This window comes from Moorena bouillonii PNG (assembly GCF_001942495.1).
Lineage (GTDB): Bacteria > Cyanobacteriota > Cyanobacteriia > Cyanobacteriales > Coleofasciculaceae > Moorena > Moorena bouillonii.
Map to the genome: position 1 here is coordinate 482,087 of NZ_MKZS01000001.1, position 22,233 is coordinate 504,319.

15 protein-coding genes are annotated in these 22,233 nt (G+C 43.9%); 8 read left to right on the top strand and 7 right to left on the bottom strand.

Features of this window, described 5'->3' with window-relative positions:
* Positions 1–279: 279 nt before the first annotated feature.
* A complete protein-coding gene (locus tag BJP37_RS02070) occupies positions 280–1,611 on the bottom strand; it encodes a D-alanyl-D-alanine carboxypeptidase (protein WP_075896084.1) in 1,332 nt (443 codons plus the stop codon).
* A 296-nt stretch (positions 1,612–1,907) separates the two neighbouring features.
* Between BJP37_RS02070 and plsX the strand changes: the two genes are divergently transcribed.
* The gene (plsX, locus tag BJP37_RS02075; RefSeq protein WP_075896086.1) at positions 1,908–2,957 is read left to right on the top strand and encodes a phosphate acyltransferase PlsX; all 1,050 of its coding nucleotides are present in this window, start codon (positions 1,908–1,910) and stop codon (positions 2,955–2,957) included.
* A gap of 472 nt (positions 2,958–3,429) precedes the next feature.
* Complete coding sequence (locus BJP37_RS02080; protein WP_075896088.1) at positions 3,430–4,428, top strand: beta-ketoacyl-ACP synthase III; 999 nt, start codon at positions 3,430–3,432, stop codon at positions 4,426–4,428.
* A 90-nt stretch (positions 4,429–4,518) separates the two neighbouring features.
* On the opposite strand, the gene BJP37_RS02085 is transcribed toward BJP37_RS02080, so the two are convergent.
* Together BJP37_RS02085 and cbiQ are read right to left on the bottom strand one after the other, a co-directional pair.
* On the bottom strand, positions 4,519–5,283 hold the full coding sequence (locus BJP37_RS02085) for an energy-coupling factor ABC transporter ATP-binding protein (protein WP_075905675.1): 765 nt from the start codon (positions 5,281–5,283) through the stop codon (positions 4,519–4,521).
* A gap of 372 nt (positions 5,284–5,655) precedes the next feature.
* Positions 5,656–6,573 (bottom strand): cobalt ECF transporter T component CbiQ, encoded by a 918-nt coding sequence (gene cbiQ / locus BJP37_RS02090; protein ID WP_075896090.1) that lies wholly within the window; start codon positions 6,571–6,573, stop codon positions 5,656–5,658.
* A gap of 538 nt (positions 6,574–7,111) precedes the next feature.
* Here cbiQ and BJP37_RS02095 point away from each other — a divergent pair.
* A complete protein-coding gene (locus BJP37_RS02095) occupies positions 7,112–7,726 on the top strand; it encodes a helix-turn-helix domain-containing protein (RefSeq protein ID WP_081431033.1) in 615 nt (204 codons plus the stop codon).
* A 398-nt stretch (positions 7,727–8,124) separates the two neighbouring features.
* On the opposite strand, the gene BJP37_RS02100 is transcribed toward BJP37_RS02095, so the two are convergent.
* Positions 8,125–8,355: a hypothetical protein gene (locus BJP37_RS02100; RefSeq protein ID WP_143727426.1), complete on the bottom strand. Its 231-nt coding sequence runs from the start codon at positions 8,353–8,355 to the stop codon at positions 8,125–8,127.
* A 183-nt stretch (positions 8,356–8,538) separates the two neighbouring features.
* On the opposite strand from BJP37_RS02100, the gene BJP37_RS02105 reads away from it, so the two are divergent.
* From BJP37_RS02105 to BJP37_RS02120, 3 genes are all read left to right on the top strand, one after another.
* Positions 8,539–11,250, top strand: a complete 2,712-nt coding sequence (locus BJP37_RS02105) for a peptidase domain-containing ABC transporter (RefSeq protein WP_075896094.1) — start codon at positions 8,539–8,541, stop codon at positions 11,248–11,250.
* A gap of 279 nt (positions 11,251–11,529) precedes the next feature.
* Positions 11,530–13,050 (top strand): beta-barrel domain-containing protein, encoded by a 1,521-nt coding sequence (locus BJP37_RS02110; protein ID WP_075896096.1) that lies wholly within the window; start codon positions 11,530–11,532, stop codon positions 13,048–13,050.
* Positions 13,051–13,893: 843 nt separating this feature from the next.
* Complete coding sequence (locus BJP37_RS02120; RefSeq protein ID WP_075896098.1) at positions 13,894–14,655, top strand: peptidylprolyl isomerase; 762 nt, start codon at positions 13,894–13,896, stop codon at positions 14,653–14,655.
* Positions 14,656–15,953: 1,298 nt separating this feature from the next.
* Here the strand turns inward: BJP37_RS02120 and BJP37_RS02125 are convergent.
* The 3 genes from BJP37_RS02125 to BJP37_RS02140 form a co-directional block, all read right to left on the bottom strand.
* Positions 15,954–17,327 (bottom strand): RNA-guided endonuclease InsQ/TnpB family protein, encoded by a 1,374-nt coding sequence (locus BJP37_RS02125; RefSeq protein ID WP_075896100.1) that lies wholly within the window; start codon positions 17,325–17,327, stop codon positions 15,954–15,956.
* A 342-nt stretch (positions 17,328–17,669) separates the two neighbouring features.
* Positions 17,670–18,104, bottom strand: a complete 435-nt coding sequence (locus BJP37_RS02135) for an HNH endonuclease (protein ID WP_075896104.1) — start codon at positions 18,102–18,104, stop codon at positions 17,670–17,672.
* 4 nt (positions 18,105–18,108) lie between these two features.
* Entirely contained in the window at positions 18,109–18,525 is a 417-nt protein-coding gene (locus BJP37_RS02140; RefSeq protein WP_075896106.1) for a hypothetical protein, read from the bottom strand.
* Between the two features lie 71 nt (positions 18,526–18,596).
* Here BJP37_RS02140 and BJP37_RS02145 point away from each other — a divergent pair, with 71 nt between their 5' ends.
* Positions 18,597–19,067 (top strand): hypothetical protein, encoded by a 471-nt coding sequence (locus tag BJP37_RS02145; protein WP_075896108.1) that lies wholly within the window; start codon positions 18,597–18,599, stop codon positions 19,065–19,067.
* 548 nt (positions 19,068–19,615) lie between these two features.
* Positions 19,616–22,198, top strand: coding sequence for a peptidase domain-containing ABC transporter (locus BJP37_RS02150; protein ID WP_229415163.1), 2,583 nt, complete (start codon positions 19,616–19,618; stop codon positions 22,196–22,198).
* Positions 22,199–22,233 lie beyond the last annotated feature (35 nt).

Genomic DNA, 22,233 nt, shown 5'->3' on the forward strand with positions numbered 1-22,233 from the left:
ATTTTCCCAAAGCCTGGTCATGTATAGCCTAGAGTTGTCTTGTCATCCGTTAAGAGCGTGGCCTTTTGGCCAAGGTTGTTCGCGTAGCGTGGCCTTTTGGCCAAGGTTGTTCGCGTAGCGTGGCCTTTTGGCCAAGGTTGAAGGTTAAAGGTTTAAGGTTGACTGTAGCCTAAATTAATTTATTGCTGAGACTGGCTTTGGAGCCGTTGCTCAACCGTTGACCGTTGACCAAAGTTGACCGTTGACCGTCAACGGTCAAGCCAACTAGATATCTATTTGCTATTTTTTATTTTCAATCAGCAAGGCACTGCTGATTTTTTCAATACGCTTGGGATCACCAATGATCAATGGTTTATGGGTTTGATTGCTACTCTTTTGGGTAAGGGTACCCCACTCGACAGACAGGCGTTGCAGTAGCTGATCCTGTTTTGCCCGAAATTCTAGGATATCGTTGCCACCATTAATGATGGCAAACCACACTAAACCGCGATCGCGTGTTGGGAGAAAACCAGCTAGAGCACTAACTTCTCTGAGAGTTCCGGTTTTTACCACAGCCCCTGGGGGAATATTACGGTCGAGCATGGTGCCCTTAGTATCCCGTCCAGCTAGGGGAAAAACATCCCTAAGATTAAGCTGGTAAGGCTGTAAAAAGCGCTCAATAGCCATGAGCATAGCACAAGCAGCACGGGGGGAAATTCGATTCTCCATACCTAAACCAGAGCCATTAATCAACTGAATTTCGCTACTGGGTACACCAGCTGACCTAGCCGCCAACCGAGCAGTTGTCTGAGCACCGCCAATGGCTTGAGACAACATCTGAGATACGTCGTTGTTACTGTAGATGTTCATCTCTCTAAGAATATCTACCAGGGGCAAGGACTTGTGGAGTAACAGATATTCTTGCTTCGGAATGGGAGTATCAGATACAACTACATTACCAGCAATTTCTAATTGGGGTTTCTCGGTTCCTTTGGCCATGGATTGATACTGACGGAGAATCTGCCAAGACCAGCTGCTGGATTTTAAGGCTTGCTTGAGTAGGCCACCAGCTATTTCTGGGTTGTCCTTATCATTCATAGTGAAATTGCCAATGATGACTAAATTCCCAGTGACCCGGCGGATTCCCAGTTGATTTAGGCTATTACCCAATGCGATCGCTTCTTCCCACACAAAAAACGGGTCGCTACCACCAGTAATTACCAAATCTCCCTGCAATACCCCATCTTTAACTATTCCGGTGGCACTGACTCTAGTTTCAAATTGATGAGCTGGTCCCCATTGCTGTAATGCCGCTAGACTAGTGGCAATTTTTGTGATTGAAGCTGCGGGTATTGGAACATTTCCCCGGTGGGTCGCCAGTCTAGTCAGTCCCGATTGAATCCATACTCCTTGCTTAACTGCTGAACCTTGAACACGCCATTTTCCTATGAATTCAGCCACAATCGCTTCAGCAGAAGGGTCTGGTTCAGCTGGCAAGCTAAACAAAGAGGTATCCCGCCAAGCCATCAGTTGAGCTTGATCAAGTTTGATCGGTTGTAGAATTCTCCATAGTTTCACAGATATAACGACAAACGCACCGGCAAGGATCCCAGCAGCAAGTTGTTTTAGCATTCACTACACCACATTTGTTTCTTGAGGCTGCTCTATTTTAGATAGTCAATGCTGCTACTGAACAGTTCTGTTGAGAAGACGAAACCTTAGAATAGGGTCGCCTTTATGGTTGGTCGGCTATGGTAAAAGGGTTAAAACTGTTGTTATAAGGCGACCCTATTCTTACGGTAACTTTAAGAACATGTCACCATCCAAGCCTTAACCGGTCCCAAACCTCAAGTTAAACAGATCACATTGTTTACTATTCCAGGTAATGGTTCTGGTAAGATGTGGAAGGTTTCTATAAACTTTGAGCAATGGCATCGACTGGCGCACGAATCGCAATAGACGCTATGGGCGGGGATTATGCCCCCCATGAAATAGTTGCTGGAGCTATTAGAGCACAAGCTGAATTAGGGGTAGAGGTATTGTTGGTAGGGGATCCTGAGCAAATTAGATCCTCTATTTCCCAACACCACGGATCAAGTCAGATAGAAATTGTAGCTGCTGATGGTGTCGTTGCCATGGATGAAGAACCCTTGGTGACCTTGAAGCGTAAGCCCAAGGCTTCTATTAACGTAGCCATGGACTTAGTCAAGCAAGGACGTGCTGACGCTGTAGTCTGTGCTGGGCACTCTGGGGCAGCCATGGCAGCGGCTCTATTGCGCTTAGGGCGTCTGCCAGGGATTGACCGTCCCGCAATTGGCGCAGTTTTTCCTACCATCATGGCTGGCAAGCCAGTGATTATAATGGACGTGGGGGCAATTGTGGATTGTCGCCCTAAATATCTAGAGCAGTTTGCCATCATGGGCTCAGTATATAGCAAGTATGTCTTGGGCATGGAAGAGCCTAAGGTGGGTCTGCTAAACATTGGTGAGGAAGAGTGTAAAGGCAATGATTTGGCCATCCGTACTCATCAACTGCTACGAAAGAATTCCAGAATAAACTTTATTGGCAATGCTGAGGGTAGAGATGTACTCTCAGGTCAGTTTGATGTAATTGTGTGCGATGGCTTTGTGGGCAATATACTGCTCAAGTTTGCCGAAGCAGTAGGGGAGGTGATGCTGCAAATTATCCGAGAAGAACTGCCTCAAGGGATACAAGGTCAGCTAGGTACAGCGTTGTTAAAACCCAACTTGAAGCGGATTAAGCAGCGTATGGATCATGCCGAACATGGCGGTGCTCTACTCTTAGGGGTGGCAGGAATTTGTATTATTAGTCACGGTAGCTCCCAAGCTCCATCGATTTTTAACGCCATTCGGTTGGCTCAAGAAGCCATTGATCACCGAGTACTAGAGCGGATTAAAGCTAATCACTTCAAAAAGTCCCCCGAATCAGTGGCTAGTAATTCTAGCAGTCAGGAGTAAGCCATGATAGGTTGATCGGTATTTCAAGGCCACCATTAGCGCAACAGTTTTTTTGTTGACGGTTGGCGGTTGACGGTTGACAGTTCATAGTTAACTGTTATTCTTGACAATGTCAACAAAATGTGACCATAACAAAATGCCGACTAAATTTTTAGTAGCTGATCAAGTCTGGTGTTACACTCATCCTTATAGCCATTTAGGTAAACTCCGGTAGCTTTAGCAGCAAATTCTGGTATTTAACGGATAACTATATGGAGAAAATCCACCTAATAACATCTAGGGTTTCGTTAAACTAGGAAATTTTGAGCTTGAGCGTGGCACAAGCCCCACACCATAACCGTGTAAGGCTTGTATAGTGTAGTTTACAGTGGCTGTGATGGCAAGATTGACCAATGACCAGTCTTTTCGCCTTCTCCCTAAGCAGCGAACTTGGGAAGAGAAAAACATGGGATGCAACTGATGGAGAAGAGCCTTGAATCAACTAGGAACAGGCATTGCTATTACCGGAAGTGGTTCCGCAGCGTCAGAGGTTACCCTCGATAACCATCAACTAAGCCAAATGGTTGATACATCGGATGAGTGGATTACCACTCGTACCGGAATTCGGCAACGGCATCTGGTGGATGCACAAGGGAGTCTAAGTGAGATGGCTACTGGGGCAGCAAGGAATGCGATCGCTATGGCTGGAATTGCTCCTGAAGACCTAGATCTGATTATCCTAGCCACCTCAACCCCAGATGATCTGTTTGGTAGTGCTAATCAAGTTCAGGCACACCTGGGAGCCTCAAAAGCAGTTGCCTTTGATATAACCGCAGCCTGCTCTGGGTTCGTCTTTGGACTGGTTACAGCGTCCCAATTTATCCGCACTGGCCTGTACCAAAATGTCTTACTGATTGGTGCCGATATTCTCTCGAGGTGGGTGGATTGGTCAGACCGAAGTACTTGTGTACTATTTGGAGATGGTGCTGGGGCTGTAGTTTTGCAGGCAAATCAATCCGATCGCTTACTGGGATTTGCACTGTGTAGTGATGGTACCCAGAATAGCTGTCTTCAGTTAGCCTATGAATCACAACAGCAGGAAATAGTCAAGGGTTTGACAGTTGCTAAAGGCACTTATCAACCCATTACCATGAGTGGCAAAGAGGTTTATCGCTTTGCGGTGCAAAAGGTACCGGAAGTGATTGGAAAAGCATTATTCCGAGCCGATATCAGCACTGAACAGGTGGATTGGCTGCTCTTGCATCAAGCTAATCAGCGGATTCTGGATGGAGTTGCCCAACGTCTTAAGATTCCTAAGCACAAGGTTCTAAGTAATCTCGCCCAATATGGTAATACCTCAGCGGCTTCTATACCTATAGTGTTGGATGAAGCAGTGCGGCTTGAGAAAATTAAATCAGGAGACATTATAGCTATCTCCGGCTTTGGTGCAGGATTGACTTGGGGAGCAGCGGTTTTTAAGTGGGGAAGGTAATTGAAGTACTCCAGCACCATCCTGCTGACCAAGTTAATCATTGTTGACGGTTAACAATCAACAGTCAACCGCCAACGACTAACTAACTTTTCAAGGGTTACTTATAACTGAAACTATAGAGTGAGGCTTTTCCAAACCATGAGACTCCATCAGCTGCTGATTAGCCATCACCTGTTGAGGAGGACCATCAGCAATAATTTGCCCTTCGTCAAGTAGCAAAACGCGATCGCATACTTCTAAAATCAGTTCTAGGTCATGGGAGGAAATCAGTATTGTCTCCTCGGACCCTTTCAAAAAGCTAATCAAGCGACGCCGGGAACGAAGGTCAAGATTGGCACTGGGTTCATCGTACAGCACTAGGGATGGACCCATGGCTAAAACCCCTGCGATCGCTACCATACACTTCTGACCCCCAGACAGGTTGTGGGGAACTCGAGCCGCTAAGTGTTCCACACCCGTCAGGGATAGGGCTTGTTGAACTCGCTGCTCCACGTCAACCGCTGGTAACCCCATATTCTCTGGTCCAAACGCTACGTCATCCCAGACCGAGGGGGAAAATAACTGGTCATCGGGATTCTGAAACACCAGACCAATTTCTGGGCGAAACTCACCCGCTACCACTGGTTTGCCAAATAACAGCATCCCTCTTGCCCTAGTTGGTTTTAAAACGCCGCAGATGGTCAGAAATAGGGTAGTTTTACCAGCACCATTCGGCCCAATCAAACCTATCCGTTCCCCTGGCTTAATGGTGAGATTGATATTGCGTAAACTATCCGGTTGGTCTGGGTAGGAAAAATACAGACTATCAATGGCAAGGGCGTAGTGTAACGAAGTAGATGACTGATAGGGTTCAATGTAATCTTCTCGGTAAAAAAATTCTTGTTTTTGCTGGGTCACGGTAAAAGTCTGAAGGATGAAGTCTGTTCGCGTAGCGTGGCCGTTCGCGCAGCGTGGCCTACGGCCTTAAGGCCAAGAATGAAGTCGTTTCGCCTGATAGCGTTCGCTGTAGGCTAGGATAAATTCTCAGCCATCTTAATTACGGCTAATCACTTATAGTCGGGGTGAGGGAATTTTGTGAAGTGTTAATTTAAGTGTTAATTTTATTTAATTTAAATTAACAAAACCCCAACCCAAACCCTAAACTTATAAGTCATTAACCGGAATCAATATTACCTTGATTTGATGACCATGAATTAGTCATCATTGATTAGTCTGAATTCGCTTCGGTCATGCTTGTGTTAACAGAATTTCTGCGATCACAAATCCTACTGAAATCAAGCTAGTGAGTCCCAAAGCAATGTAGTGGTGGAAACCAGCAGTGTTTGTACTAGACGACCTACGCTTTCCCCTAGGAAGGGGTAATGAAAAGCTCTGTGTTCTACTCCCTATTGTCACACCAGAACTCTCAGAAACCATAAATTGAGAGGTGTTACTATACCCTCGTAAAATCATCGCTTGATAGACTTGCTGGGATTGCTGGTAACTGCGTACCAAAAGTGTTCCGGTTAGGGAAGCTAAAACTCTAAGGTTACGGTAACTACGGGCGAAGAATTCCAGTAACGAAGCAACTGGGTGACCTCCAAATTCCTGCCATGAAAGCTTTGGTCCTTTGCCACGAAAACCTCGCAGCTGCATTGCCCGCTTCATTTTAGCTAGGTCGTTACTAAATTGCTCAATATAGCGGTAAGACAACAGAGTCATATCCGCAACCAGTGAGGGCAGACCAAGCGATCGCATAGCTTTGATGTTGGTCAAAAAGGGTGCGGTCCCAAATAAAATCACACTAATGGTGAGAATACATAAGAAACGGGTGGCAATCAGCACTAGGGTTAGCAGTCCTTCCTGCCGCACGGCGATTGGACCGAGCTGAATGATCACGGTAGTGCCTACTGTGAAGGGGAGTAGCAGTGTAATCCCTAACAGAAACAATCCCGGATAGCGCAACCGATTCAACAGAAAAGACAGTGGCAGGCGAGAGACTCGATAAAAAATTAGGGTCAGAGCCACCATCGGTGGTAGCACTATCAAATGCTGTACAAAGGAAAACGCGAAAATTAGGGTCAGTAGGGCAATTAGCTTGGCACGAGGTTCCCAACTGTGGATGGGGGAGTCCAAGTGAGCGTAGGCATCAAGTCCATGTTTCATTTAGTCATTGATTGTAATTGGTGATTGCTAATTGGGTCTAATCAACATAGGAGCCATAGGTTCTATCGCTCCACTTCACCTTTGATACTTCATACTTGATACTTCATACTTGATACTTCACCCTTCATCCTTCATCTTTTCTCCATGACCTATGACTCACTTAGGATCAATCCCTAAGCTAATCAGAATTTAAACGGAATATATTACGTCAATAACTCTCCCCATGCCCCCATGCCCCCATCTGCCCATCAGCTGAGATCGGCAAATTAATTAGATTCGCCCACATTAGATTTTCCCACAACTGATCACGAGGATATGGGCAAGCACCATATCATCAAATTGCTGTGCTTTTGTCTTAAAGATTCAGGATGATTATATCACTTTAGTCTACAAAAATAAATAATTTTCATTATAAATTAATTTTTATTAATAAAAAAAAGTGCCAATTTGGCAACAAAGTTAGTTTATATTGGTGTATGAATGTGCAACTATAGACTTTGGCCGATTGTTTCTCCCTACTTATGCCAACGTCTAATCAATGAAACCAATATCACACCATCAATTGACATCGGAAACTAAGAGCGATTGGCCTACGGCCACGCTACGCGAACGCATTTCTGTAGGTCTTTGTTTGACACCGTTTCAGCGCAAACTGCTACAAAAAAATCTGCAATCGGATTTACCACAACAGTATCGTCAGCGTATCGAAATTATGCTGCTAGCGGATGAAGGGAAAAGCCAAGTTCAAATTTGTAAAGCCCTAGGGTGTTGTGCCGCTACAGTACGCCATTGGATTTTTATGGCTCGTATGGGTCAAGCCCATAAGTGGAATGATCATCCCATTGGTCGCCCTAAAGCAGTAAATGATCACTATCTGGCACGGTTGCGAGAACTGGTCAGCCGTGGTCCAAAAGAATTTGGTTATGCCTTTGAGCGTTGGACAGCGGGGTGGTTAAGTAAACATCTAGCGAAAGAGTTGGGAATTAAAATAACCCCTCAGCATGTGAATCGGCTGCTTAAACAAATGGGGCTGTCTACTAAAGGGAAACCTATCCAAGAAAACGAGAGTAGCAATCTCAATCAGCCTAGTAATCGGATTGCGATTCGGGACCTGGATGCTCTTGAAGTATCCGATCTAAAGTCCACTGACTAGCTTCTTTGATAGTCTTGGTTTTTTGTCTAGCGATAGTAAAAACGCTTTTCACAGAACAATCTTCTGTTATATAATACCCAGACTACCGGTAAGAATAGGATTCTTCTTCCATCTTGGTTATTTAATTTCCTTGAAATTGGTTGATATTGACATCTTAACGGGTTAAAACAGTGTTGATTCTGTGGTTAGCCCAACGCCCGAGGGTTAAAACCACGTTGACTTTAACCCTGTCAACAGACTCCTACATCCGGCAGGCTCTTCTTAACAACTGTGGGTTTACTTCAATTTTTAATTTCGCGCCTTTCTGTTGGTGCGCTTTCCAGTGGGGGTTTGAACCTCGCGCCTTGTCGCACCGCAACCATCATACTTTGATTGATTAGTTTGGTGGTGGCAAAACCCTAGAAAAATTCTGTTGTTTCGGTATGAAGCTCGAATGGCAACCCAAATATAAAGCGATGCAGAGGTTCGACCCGTGGGGAATTTTCGCCTAGGTCAAGGGCACCTAAGCGGTCTTGGGGAGCCAGTGCCGACCTGTGGGGGTCTCCCCCATGAGCAACTGGCTTGGTTTCCACGGGGCTGGAGAGCGATGCAGCGCCGCCAAAGGGGGTTCCCCCCATGAGCGACTGCATCAAGACAGGTGCGGACGCAGGTTCCGCACACAGACCCATGGGCCATGAGCGACTGCATTAAGACAGTGAGTTTTTCATAACTTTACATTGCCTTCATATTACCACAGGATTTTGCCTGGATATAGCGACCCTGCCATCTAGATCGCTAACTCTCCCTCGAAGATTTTTTAGGTTTAGAGGATTATGGTTCAAAATTTAGCCCCAATTTCTTCTCAGCAGCTGAGGGATACCCTAGGGCATTCCTTTAATGATGCCGAATTTTCCCGGATTCTCAAACAGATAAAATTTATCGAACCAAAAGTCGGCCAGTTTTGGCAAGCTGAACAGGCGGAAGCTGGTATTTATATCGTGATGACCGGCAAGGTTAGATTACTCAACAGTGCTGGGGAAAAATTTGCCACCTTGACAGAGGGAGACTCGTTTGGGGAATCTACCTTTTTTCCCGATGCATCCTTTTCGCCTTACTCAGCGAGGGCTTCTCGGAATCTTCAGCTTTGCTATCTCACCCCTGAGTTGTTGTTTCCACTAATTAGCAAATATCCTCGCATCCGAGACCATCTGTATGAGTACGCCCGTAGGCAAAATTCAGTACTGGTTGACTCCGACACCCAGCCCACTCCATCACCCCAGCCCATAACCCCATCAGCGACTGCCCCATCCACACCTGCCAAAACGATTAGTAAAGCCTATTTTCCCAATCCTAATCAACGAGTGGGACATTTATGGCAACGGGTAATCCGACGCTATCCATTTTTTGCCCAGCAGAGTGGTTCTGACTGTGGTGCCGCCTGTTTGGTAATGGTATCTAGCTATTGGGGAAAACGGTTTAGTGTGAATCGTTTGCGAGATATCGCTAATGTAGACCGTAATGGTGCATCACTGCGGGGATTATCAGCAGCAGCAGAAAGTATTGGCTTTTCTACTCGTCCGGTTAAAGCTAGTCTTGACCAGCTAGCCAAACAAAAACTACCAGCCATTGTTCACTGGGAAGGTAAACATTATATTGTTGTTTATCAAATAACCAAAAATTCCGTTATTGTTGCTGACCCAGCCATTGGTCAACGTACCCTCAGCCACCAGCAATTTAAAGCAGATTGGAGCGGTTATGCACTGCTGCTACAACCGACTGCGTTACTCAAGGATGCTAAAGAGACCACTACTACCTTCTGGCAATTCTTTGAGTTAATGAAACCCCATGGGGTAGTGGTGCTCGAAGTGTTTATCGCTTCCTTATTTATCCAGATATTTGGATTAATTACACCTCTATTTACCCAGCTAATTTTAGACCGAGTCGTGGTGCAGCGCTCTGGGCTAACCTTAATGGCGGTAGGGTTAGGGCTACTGATGTTTAGCCTATTTCGAGTCGCGATGATGGGATTGCGGCAATATCTACTAGACCACACGGCTAATAAAGTAGATGCAGCGCTGATTGTAGGATTTATTCGCCATACACTGCGGTTGCCTCTTTCGTTTTTCGAGTCCCGCTATGTTGGTGACATTATATCACGAGTCCAGGAAAACCGCAAGATTGAGCAGTTCCTGACCGGTGAAGCCTTATCAATTCTGCTGGATTTACTAACGGTATTTATCTATGTAGGATTGATGTTTTGGTACAGTTGGAAAATGGCGTTATTGGCCTTAGTGATTGTGCCGCCATTTTTCCTACTAGCCTTAATCGCGACACCGTTTTTACGGAAGATTTCCCGGGAAATATTTCAGGCTTACGCCAAAGAGAATAGCTATCTGATTGAAACCCTTTCTGGTGTCCGAACGGTAAAATCAACAGCAGTAGAACAAACAGTACGTTGGCATTGGGAGGAGTTATTAAATAAGGAGATAAAACAGGGATTTACTGGGCAAGTTATCAGCAATCGCCTCCAAATTTTTAGCAATGCTATTGAAGCCGTGGCCACAACAGCCCTACTCTGGTATGGAGCGTGGTTAGTAATTCAAAATCAGCTAACGATTGGGCAATTAGTGGCCTTTAATATGCTGCTAGGAAATGTGATTACTCCCTTCCAGCGGTTAACCGTGTTATGGAATGAATTCCAGGAAGTAGTAATTGCTATGGAACGGATTAATGATGTGTTGGATGCTGAACCAGAGGAGGATTTGCAGCAGCAGGCGCGTCAATCGTTACCCCCAATTAAAGGTCACATTTGCTTTGATAAGGTAACCTTTCGCTATCACCCAGAAAGTGAGATAAATGTACTGGAAAATCTTTCCTTTGAAGTGAAACCAGGACAAATGGTAGCCCTAGTGGGACGCAGTGGGTCTGGGAAAACTACGATTTCTAAATTGATATTGGGATTGTATCCTCCTACGGATGGTAAAGTCTTAATTGATCAACTCGATATTACGAGTTTGTCCTTAGGGTCTTTGCGATCGCAAGTGGGAGTAGTAGACCAAGATACGTTTTTGTTTGGTGCAACCATTCGGGAAAATATTAGCTTAGGTCATCCCGCTGCTAGTTTAGACGAGATTATGGAAGCAGCACGATTAGCGGGTGCTGATGAATTTATTAAACAGTTGCCCATGGGCTATGAAACCCAGATTGGGGAAGGGGGAGGAATGTTGTCTGGTGGACAACGGCAACGGATTGCGATCGCAAGAGCTTTATTAGGGAATCCTAAGTTATTAGTGTTAGATGAAGCCACCTCCCATTTAGATGCCGAATCCGAACGGATTATTCAGAATAATTTAAATCAGATTCTCAAAGGGAGGACAACATTAGTCATTGCTCATCGCTTATCTACAGTCCGGAATGCGGATTTAATTTTAGTGATGGATAGAGGAGTATTGATTGAGAGGGGAACCCATAAAGAGTTAATGGCAAAACGGGGACATTATTATTATCTGAATCAACAGCAATTTAAGGCTGATGAAATTGAGTGATGAGTTATATAGCAATTCTCTCTCCCATGAAGGACAAAGGGATCCCCCTAAATCCCCCTTATTAAGGGGGACTTTCAGGCTGATAAGCGTACCTCATAAATGCAATAAACGCTATCAAATAACGTCTAACAGTTTTGACCAATAACTAATCACTAGTTACCTACTCCCTACTCCCTACTCCCTACTCCCTACTCCCTACTCCCTACTCCCTACTCCCTACTCCCTACTCCCTACTCCCTGTTTTATTTGCTAAATCACTAATTACTAATCACTAAACCCATGCCAAATACATTAAACAGACAAGTAAACGGAGATCCTGCCCCCCAACAACACCAAGAAACCTTGACTTCTCCAACACCAGCTTCATCTCGGGATGATTGGTCTGAGGCCACTCAAGAACTACTCGATAGTTTACCCCAAGTTTGGACAAGGGGACTGATGTACTTTCTAATCACATTTGTTGGCCTGATTTTGCCCTGGGCTATACTATCTCAAGTGGATGAAACCGGTACGGCTAGGGGAAGACTAGAACCGAAAGGAAACACGGTGAGGCTGGATGCAGCTGTGGCGGGAACCGTAGAATATATTAAGGTAAAAAAGGGAGATAAAGTAGACGCTGGACAACAGTTATTAGTATTAGAATCTGAGTTAGTTAATTCAGAGCTAAGGCAAGTACAAGATAAGTTAAAAGGTCACTTAAATCGCTTGTCTCAGTTAGAGTTGCTGAAAAATCAATTAGTGGTAGCATTGGCAACTCAGCAGCAACAAAATCAAGCTCAAGTGTTGGAAAAACAAACACAAGTAGACCAAGCGCTACAGAATCTGGAGGCTCTGAAGAATTCCTATGATTTACAACAAGAAGAAAAGTTAGCTCAAGTTAATCAGGCGCGTCAGACCTTTAAACTTAGTCAAAAGTCTTTTAATATAATTGAGAATCGTTTGGATAATGCTGAGCGGGAGGTGAACCGTTACAAGGATGCCTATCAGGAAGGCATTGTTTCGGAAATCCAAGTAGTAGACCGGGAAGATTTGCTACAGGAGAGGCAACGGTTGTATGAACAAACCAAGTCAGAGATTGAGCAGAGTAAGTTACGTCTAACTGAACAACAGAGTAGTTATGAACGAAGCCTTCGACAAGCGCGAGCAGAGATTGAACAGGCACAGTTACGACTAAAGGAACAACAAAGAAGTTATCAGACTCTGAGCCACTCGGGTAAATTAGCGCTGCTGAGGGTGGAGGAACAATTGAAGAATTTGGATACACAAATAACTACCCTCAATTCAGAAATTGCTCAAAGTAAGGGTGAGATTAACTCGTTGCAGCTTCAGTTAAAGCAACGAGTGTTAAAGGCACCGGTCAGTGGTACGGTGTTTGAATTACCGATTCAAGCGGCTGGAGCGGTAGTGCAGTCAGGAACTATGGTGGCGGAAATTGCACCCTCAGGTTCGGTGTTGGTAATTCGAGGGCAGATGGCAACGACTGAAAGTGGTTCTTTAGAGACAGGAATGCCAGTGAAGCTTAAATTTGATGCCTATCCGTTTCAGGATTATGGAGTCGTAGCAGGACAGTTAGTAGACATTTCTCCTACTACCTCTGAGGTGGATACTCCTAATGGTAAAAGAGCAGTTTATGATTTAGAAATTGAACTGAAGCAGGATTGTATAGCTTCGGCTGATAAGTGTATTCCCTTGCGTCCTGGAGATACGGCCATGGCTGAGGTGATTGTGCGCCAGCGTCGGATTATTGATTTTATTCTCGATCCCTTTAAGAAGTTACAGCAGGGAGGGTTGAAGTTGTAGATGTTGGGTGCATTTCATATTTGTAAATCTATAACTAAAAGAAGTGTGGGGAGGGTGGGGAGAGGGGGAGATAGGGAGATGGGGAGATAGGGAGATAGGGAGATGGGGAGATGGGGGATATTTTTATTAAAGGTAATTGTCATAAAATGATATTAGCTTTCTATTGCCAGATGAAATTGATCTTTATCCGACTTCCGACTTCCCTCTTCTGAGAGGTTGTCTGAGAAGTCTCATTTGCTACATCCAAGCCCCCTAAATCCCCATCTGTAAAAAAGCGAAGCATCCGCTAATTCCCCCCAGAATTGGGGGGTTAGGGGGGCGGGGGACTTTTAGAAGCAAATTGACTCTTGTTCCCCCANGGGGAGGGTGGGGAGAGGGGGAGATAGGGAGATGGGGAGATAGGGAGATAGGGAGATGGGGAGATGGGGGATATTTTTATTAAAGGTAATTGTCATAAAATGATATTAGCTTTCTATTGCCAGATGAAATTGATCTTTATCCGACTTCCGACTTCCCTCTTCTGAGAGGTTGTCTGAGAAGTCTCATTTGCTACATCCAAGCCCCCTAAATCCCCATCTGTAAAAAAGCGAAGCATCCGCTAATTCCCCCCAGAATTGGGGGGTTAGGGGGGCGGGGGACTTTTAGAAGCAAATTGACTCTTGTTCCCCCCAAAGTTGGGGGGCTAGGGGGGCAAAATTCAGTATAAAAAAACTTTTCAGATATCCTCTGACTTACCTGTTCCCTGTTCCCTGTTCCCTGTTCCCTGTCCCCATAACTTCTAGTTTCACATCTAAACTGATAATTATAAAACCACTAATCAAGAAGTAAATTAGGTCAAAACTTATGGTTAATTCCCAACAAAATATAACTATTACTAAGGAAGATATTTGGCATCAAGTTAAGCTATCGGGTAATATTCCTGATCTAGTTGAGGAGATTCTTAATCGTCAGGTGATCAAGGATGCTGTGGATCAAGCGGGGATAACTATTGAGGTTGAAGAACTTCAGGAAGTAGCTGACCAAACGCGATTAATGAACAACCTCAGTAGTGCTGAGGAAACTTGGGCTTGGTTAGAACAACGTGGTATGTCTCTGGATGATTTTGAAGAAGTTGTCTATGACACGGTTACCTCTGGAAAGTTAGCTGATCATTTATTTGCGGATAACGTTGAGTCTTATTTTTATGAAAATCAGTTGGATTATGCCGGTGTGGTGATGTATGAAGTGGTATTAGATGATCAGGATTTGGCTCTGGAACTTTTCTATGAAATTCAGGAAGGGGATGTCAGTTTTTATGATGTGGCTCACGAGTATATCCAGGATCAGGAGTTACGTCGAAAACTTGGCTATCGGGGGATAATGTACCGTAACGATTTGAAGCCAGAAATTTCCGCTGCTGTTTTTGCTGCTAATCCCCCAGAAGTGCTTAAGCCGATTGTGACTGCTCAGGGGGTGCATTTGATTTTGGTGGAAGAGATTGTTCAAGGGGAATTGGATGATCAGCTGCGCTATCAGATTATCTCGGATTTGTTTAGTGGATGGCTCAAGCAACAAATTGGGAAAATTGAGGTGGTGAAAAATATGGAATCAAAGTTAGAGAAGTAAATTTAGGAGATATTGCTGAATTAATAAAGTAATCCTCTGATAGATACCAGAGGATTATTTTATACCTAATTACGTAATTTCTCAGAACACCTAGTTATAAGCTTCTAGTATTGCTTGTATTTGAGATGGAGTGCAGTTTTTGATCTTTCTAATTGAACCATTTCTTCTGTATTTTACCTTACATCCGCCGAGGATACCGTTCATGCTATGCTCATTGAGTTCAGTAATGAAGCTTTCAGAAACAGGTGAAATAGCGAGGTCAGAGATTGTAATGTTAGCCATTAGTAAATGTCCTATTCAGTCAAGTTGTCTTGTTTAGGATTAGACCTTTTATTGCCTCATCCCATGACTATCCTCTCGAGTTTATTCCAGGATTGCAAGGGGTTAATCAAGGAAAAAAGTGACAAAAGTAATTCAGTTATATCTTGGTCGATTGCAAGTATATATATACTAGGTGTTTAGAGGTTTTATTGCCTTATTCCATGACTATAATCTGGGATTTATTCTAGGATTTCAAGGGGTTAATCAATTAAAAAAGTGACAAAAGTAATTCAGTTGTGTCTTGGTTGATTTTAAAAATAACCCTACTAGTGGGTCAAGTCATAACAAGTATCAAGTAAACCTGAACAAATCTCTAGGTTGTTATAACCAAAATTAAATTAGTTATATTTTTGTTGCTTGTGCGTCGCTCCCTTGAAAGCTAGACCTGAGAAAACGTCATAAAACAATTCCACCCAAGGTTTATCTTGGGTGGAATCAGAATCATTAGTATAGCGCTATGGGCAAGGCAAGAGGCATGCATGCTAGAGGCAAAAGTTGACTACAACAGCTTTTGCTGATTGTATAAATGTCAAACACCTTAATAGGTAGTGCTATAGAGTTCCAGGGATGGAGTTGAGTTAAGTGACATTAGGTATTACTGCTTGGGAATCAAAAGCGATCGCGTAGCGTGACCTACGGTCAATCGCGTAGCGTGGCCTACGGTCAATCGCGAAGCGTGCCCAAAGGCCAAGGTCAATCCCATAACTTAAGTTTACTGTAGCGCTACATACCTATGCTCTGAGTAACTCAATGGCTATATTATCGTGATGGCATCAGTTGATCAGCTTTCTGCTTGCTTTAGGCAGGCGCTTTAGAACTGAACCCACACCGAAGGCACCAACCAAAGCTAATGTACCCCAGGCCGCACTCGGTTCAGGAACTCTGTAGCTCAGGGGGTAGGGTGTAGGGTGTGGGGTGTAGGGTGTGGTGAAATTGACATCTCCCCCGGTTAAAACACGGGGGATTCTCAAAGGATGTTACGCGGTAGGGTAAACCCGTACCGCTTCACCCTTATGTCGATATAATTTAGACAGGTTAGTGAACAAATTATATCGATGTGGAACTGTCAAAATCCCGCTACCCACCTTGGCCAGGTCGATTGGCTGTGTGGTTACTTTACGGAGTATGTTAGCAGCGCCGTTCAAATCGGCGTTAATTAACTTTCCGGAGGCAGTCCTGTACAACCCACGCCTAACTCTTTTTCCTGAAGGGATCCATCCGCTGGGTTTTGCACCATGTTTTGGTAATGAATCACCGTCCAAGAAAGACGCTTTGCTTGTATAGGATTCTTCAGTGACAATCAGATTTATTCCATATTCAGGACAAAGCTGCTTTAACCTTTCAATTAGTCGCTTAGTAGGAATGGGGACAAACTGTTGGTTTCCTTTCTTTCCCATGTTAGAAAGGCTTTTCTGTCCTTCGTTCCAACCAAAAACCAAATTACCTATTCCATCATTTAGGCAACGATTAACGAGGAATCTAGCCGCTTTATTTATGGCGTCCCGCATCTGATTATTCCGCTTCAACTGAATTTTATCCAGATGGGAGTCCCAGTACTTTTCCGACTTTCCTGACTTATACTTAGCCACAAGGCGACAGTAACCTTGGTTCATTGACTTAAGCTTTCGACCGTCAATAATAAAGCTCTTTCCTAAGGTCGAAACGCAGGTTAGCCAGTTATCGCCACCATGGTCTATTCCAATCGCGTTAGAGTAATCAAGATTTGGATTATCAGTTACTGGTTGCTTTCTATCATCAATAACCCAATCTATCCATAGCTGTCCGTAGTAAGGACGAACGGTAACCTCTTTCACCCAATCAGGATCAATGAAATCTGGAGGAGATAATGCTATTTGAACTAATAATTCAGGCTTGCTTTCCTTGCTAACGGAGGGGTGAAACAAACCTTCTTTGTATATGAGGGCTTGCCGAGGGAAAGTCACCGCAGCAAAACCTCCAGACTTTCTATAGCGAGGGAACCTAGGTCTATCTACTTTTCCTTGGTAGTACAAACCCACTAGTTTGTTATAGCTAGAGATCGCTTCCCCTACAGTTTTTAAAGTTTGCTGTGCAGATTGAGCCGCCATCGCCTTATAGTGGGGCGACATTTTTAGAGCTTTGTCTATTTCAGGGTATTTAGTCGTACATTTGTAGGTTTTCCACCCTGCCCTTAGCTCATCTCCACGCCAGTAGGTAGTATAAGCTTTTTGTTCCTCAAGCCACTTGTAGTGTTTTTGTTTTGCATAGTAAACAGCGCAATTAAACAGGCTGTTAGCTTGCTGGCACTGAAACTCCCAGAACACTTTCTCTTCGTTTGAAAAGTTAGCTTTTATTGGGATCGTCTTGTACATTTGACAACCTCGACCCTTTTGTTATCATACTACTAGTGTATACGTATGGTCTAGTAATGTCAAACAAAAACAGATCTAAATCTCAAAAAAGAATGAGAGGAATTCCTGTATACTATGACGAGATCAAAAAACCACACACTATCATGTTCACAGATACTGTGTGGAAGTGGTTGCAGCTTTCCGCGAAGGACTCAAACACCAGTGCCGGAGAGCTTATAGAACGTTGGGTTAGAAGCCAAATAGAGGACACGACTGGATAAATCCAGTCTCTCTTTTTCATCCCCCGGCTAAAGCACGGGGGTTCTCAAATTTCAGGAAGTTTTGATAGAAAGTACGATATGCTCATCTTTCCCCTAGAAAAGATGGGGGATGCCAACCATTAATTGTCCATCGAAACCGTGCTTCTACAACAAGGGGATTATTCATTTTGAGCGTAATGACTGTTACTCGTCCCACAGGGGTTAGTCCTTGAATTTTTGTGAAATCCACATTCCATGAGAAATGTTCATCCCAATTCTGAGTGCGGGGATTAAATAAGTGAACAGTTTGATTGGTTAAAGGGTCGAGGGCAACAGTTGTATCCGATTTAAATTGGTTGCAGGTATAGCAGGCGAGGCAAACATTGGAAAATATGCTCTTTCCCCCTTTAGATTGTGGGAAAATGTGATCGTAAGTTAAAGGAATACCACTATTTGCCTCACTGGTTTGGCAATAGCAACAATAACGGCGATCTTGGCGATCAATCTCATTCTTCAAAGAGATTGGAATATAGGCCATGAGGTTAGACAATACTTTGAGGTACTGGGTAACCGCGCCATTTCAGGAGAGCCGCTGCATGAGCTTTGCGTAGCATAAAACGATCTGCTGAAATCTTAAGCTGCTCAAGTTCAATCTGTTCTGCATCTGTTAAAGAACGCTCTTGATTTTGAGCTAACAACCAGTAGTGACGCTCCATTTCTTCCGGTGTTTTTTTACTCTGGGCGATGGGCCACAAAGCTTGGTCTTCCAACCTATCTAAGGCAGCTAGATCTCCTTGAAATTCTTCAGGTACATCAGACCAATTGGGGGGACTACCAATTTGTAAAGCATGGAGCATGACAGCTTCAAGAGAGCGTTCAGTTGCTTGGGCAGTGTTGACCAAGCGCTGATAGAGGAAGTCAGGAATTTGCAGAGTAATGGTTGTTGAAATAGAATTCATGACGGGAGCTCCTGAAAGCGCAGTCCGTTAAGAGTCTATTGTAGCTCAGGGGGTAGGGTATTGGCTTCAATGTGGTTGAAGCTATTCAAAAAGAGGAGAATGCTGATCTTGCCAAAAAGTGGTCAAAGCTTCTGGAAGATGGAACAAACAAGATGGCCTATGACATCTTATCAGTTCCGACCGAAGATCGTGAGTCTGTGATAGATCAGCTTTATAACCCAGAAGGAAGACTGAGGAAGAAAGTCTCTGTTGAACGTGCTTATAATGAGGTCAAAGCTGAACGACTCATAGATGCTGAACTAGAATCTTCTGGTAATAGTAATGATGCTTCTGGTGAAGCTGTTGATGGAGAGACTAACGACTCAGATATGGGGAAGTGTATGCAAAGGGCTTCTAAGGAGAGAGTAGTTTGTTACACGAAAAAAGCGATTTATTTGTGTGACTCTGGAGTTGTATTCAACAAGAATACTCAGAAATATAATATTGATCAGCACGAAATGTCTATAGCGTTTCTCGCAGTAATGAGGTACATTATTATTTGACACTTTTTCTATTCAAACCCTCTTTACTATTGCTAGCATGCCTATTGCCTTTTGCCTTAAAGGGATAAGCATTGTCATATTGACTCTGAGAATTGCTATATATGTGCTTGGAATGGCAGGATAGAGTTTTTATCTGGGGACTTGCTAATAATTGTCTTATCCCCCACACCCCACACCCCACTCCCCACACCCCACACCTGACGTCTTTGTAAAAAACATACCCTTGAAAGCTTCTCCCACTCCTCCCACTTCTCCCTAAAAGAACCTAATCCCTAGTGCCTGATCATCTTCATCCAAAAATGAAATCAAACTTTACACAAACAACATAAAAATCCACCAAAATCTAAAATTAGATAAAAATCATCCAAAAAAACGACAAAATAAGCCACAAATTGGCCAAAATCATCCAAAAAATCCACAATACTAGGTTAATTTGACGATTAAAACCAACATAAAAGCCAACATCCACCCTCGATCATCAAAACAATGAGTTAAAGACTTTTTAGTTACAGATATGTCAGGACATCAGTCGAAACCTGATCTTGAGGGTGCATGTACTAGTACAGGTAAGGTTGCTCAATCAGGCCGGTGACTTAATTGCCAGCTTAGAAACAGGGGCATCATTTGGGGAATTGACCTTGTTTCCCTCCGCTGACTTAGCCAGCTATAGCGCTAGAGCTTATCTGAAGCTAAAGCTATGCTTTGTACCGGGGGAAGTCTTGTTTCCCCTGATCAATAAGTATCCCGAAATCCGAGAGCATTTTTGGAGTCAGGCGCAAGCTCGTAATGCCCTACTAGTTAGCTCCCCTACTCCCCCTATCACTCCATCTGACTATCCCCCCATCTCCCCATCCCCCCATCTGACCATCTCCCAGTCTCGGTCTGGGGAAGCCAAGTCCCAGAAATCCCAGAAAAAAGTTAGCAAAGCTTACTTTCCTAACCCGACCCAGCAAGCAGGTCATTTATGGCAACGGGTAATCCGACGCTATCCGTTTTTTGCCCAGCAGAGTGGTTCTGACTGTGGTGCCGCCTGTTTGGTAATGGTATCTCGCTATTGGGGTAAACGCTTTAGTGTGAATCGCTTGCGGGATATCGCTAATGTTGACCGCAATGGCGCATCATTGCGAGGACTATCAGCAGCAGCGGAAAGTATTGGCTTTTCTACTCGTCCGGTTAAAGCCAGTCTTGACCAGCTAGCGAAGCAAAAATTGCCAGCTATTGTCCATTGGGAAGGTAAACACTATATTGTCGTTTATGAAATTACTCGGAAACGAGTGATTGTTTGTGACCCTGGCATTGGTCAACGTAGTCTCACCCATCGAGAATTTAACGCCGATTGGACCGGTTATGCACTGCTGCTACAACCAACAGCATTACTCAAGGATGCTATTGAAACGACTACTCCCTTTTGGCAATTCTTTGAATTAATCAAACCCCATGGGTTAGTAGTGTTAGAGGTATTTCTTGCTTCCTTATTTATCCAGATATTTGGATTAATTACACCTCTATTCACCCAGCTAATTTTAGACCGAGTGGTGGTACAGCGCTCTGGGCTAACCTTAATGGCGGTGGGCTTAGGGCTGCTGATATTTAGCCTGTTTCGAGTGGCAATGATGGGGTTGCGGCAATATCTACTAGACCACACGGCTAATAAAGTAGATGCAGCACTGATTGTAGGATTTATTCGCCATACACTGCGGTTGCCTCTTTCGTTTTTTGAGTCCCGCTATGTTGGTGACATTATATCACGGGTTCAGGAAAACCGCAAGATTGAGCGGTTCCTGACCGGTGAAGCCTTATCAATTCTGCTGGATTTAGTAACGGTATTTATCTATGTAGGATTGATGGTTTGGTACAGCTGGAAAATGGCGTTATTGGCCTTAGTAATTGTGCCGCCATTCTTATTGCTAGCATTGATTGCGACACCGTTTTTACGGAGAATTTCCCGAGAAATATTTCAATCGATGGCTAAAGAAAATAGTTATCTAATTGAAGCGCTTTCCGGTGTAAGTACCGTTAAATCCACCGCAGTAGAACAAACAGTACGTTGGCATTGGGAGGAGTTATTAAATAAGGAAATTAAGACAAGTTTTGATGGGCAAGTTATCAGCAATCGTCTGCAAATTTTTAGTAATGCTATTGAAGCCGTAGTAACCACAAGCCTGCTGTGGTATGGAGCGTGGTTAGTGATTCAGAATCAGTTAACCATTGGACAATTAGTGGCATTCAATATGCTGTTGGGAAATATTATTACTCCCTTCAAACGGTTAACCGTGTTATGGAATCAATTCCAGGAAGTAGTAATTGCTATGGAACGGATTAATGATGTGTTGGATGCCGAACCAGAGGAGGATTTGCTCAATCAAGCCCGTCAATCGTTACCATCCATTCAGGGTCACATTGCCTTTGATAACGTCACCTTTCGCTATCACCCAGAGAGTGATTTAAATGTACTGGAAAATCTATCATTTCAAGTGAAACCAGGACAAATGGTAGCCCTAGTGGGACGCAGTGGTTCAGGCAAAACGACGATTTCTAAATTGGTGTTGGGATTGTATCCACCCACAGATGGGAAAGTATTGATTGATGGCCTTGATCTTACCAGCCTCTCCTTAGGGTCTTTGCGATCGCAAGTGGGAGTAGTAGACCAAGATACGTTTTTGTTTGGTGGAACCATTCGGGAAAATATTAGCTTAGGTCATCCTGCCGCTAGTTTAGACGAGATTATAGAAGCAGCACGATTGGCAGGTGCTGATGAGTTTATTAAACAGTTGCCCATGGGCTATGAAACCCAGATTGGAGAAGGGGGAGGGACATTATCTGGCGGACAACGGCAACGGATTGCGATCGCACGGGCTTTGTTAGGCAATCCTAAGTTATTAGTCTTAGATGAAGCCACCTCCCATTTAGATGCAGAATCTGAACGGATTATTCAGCATAATTTCACTCATATTCTCAAAGGTAGAACAACATTCGTCATTGCTCATCGGTTGTCTACAGTCCGGAATGCGGATTTAATTTTAGTGATGGATAGAGGAGTATTGATTGAGAGTGGAACCCATCAGGAATTAATGGCAAAACGGGGACATTATTATTATTTTAATCACCAGCAACTTAGTCCTGAATCCTGAGTACTGAATCATGAAAAATGAGTAATTACATAAAC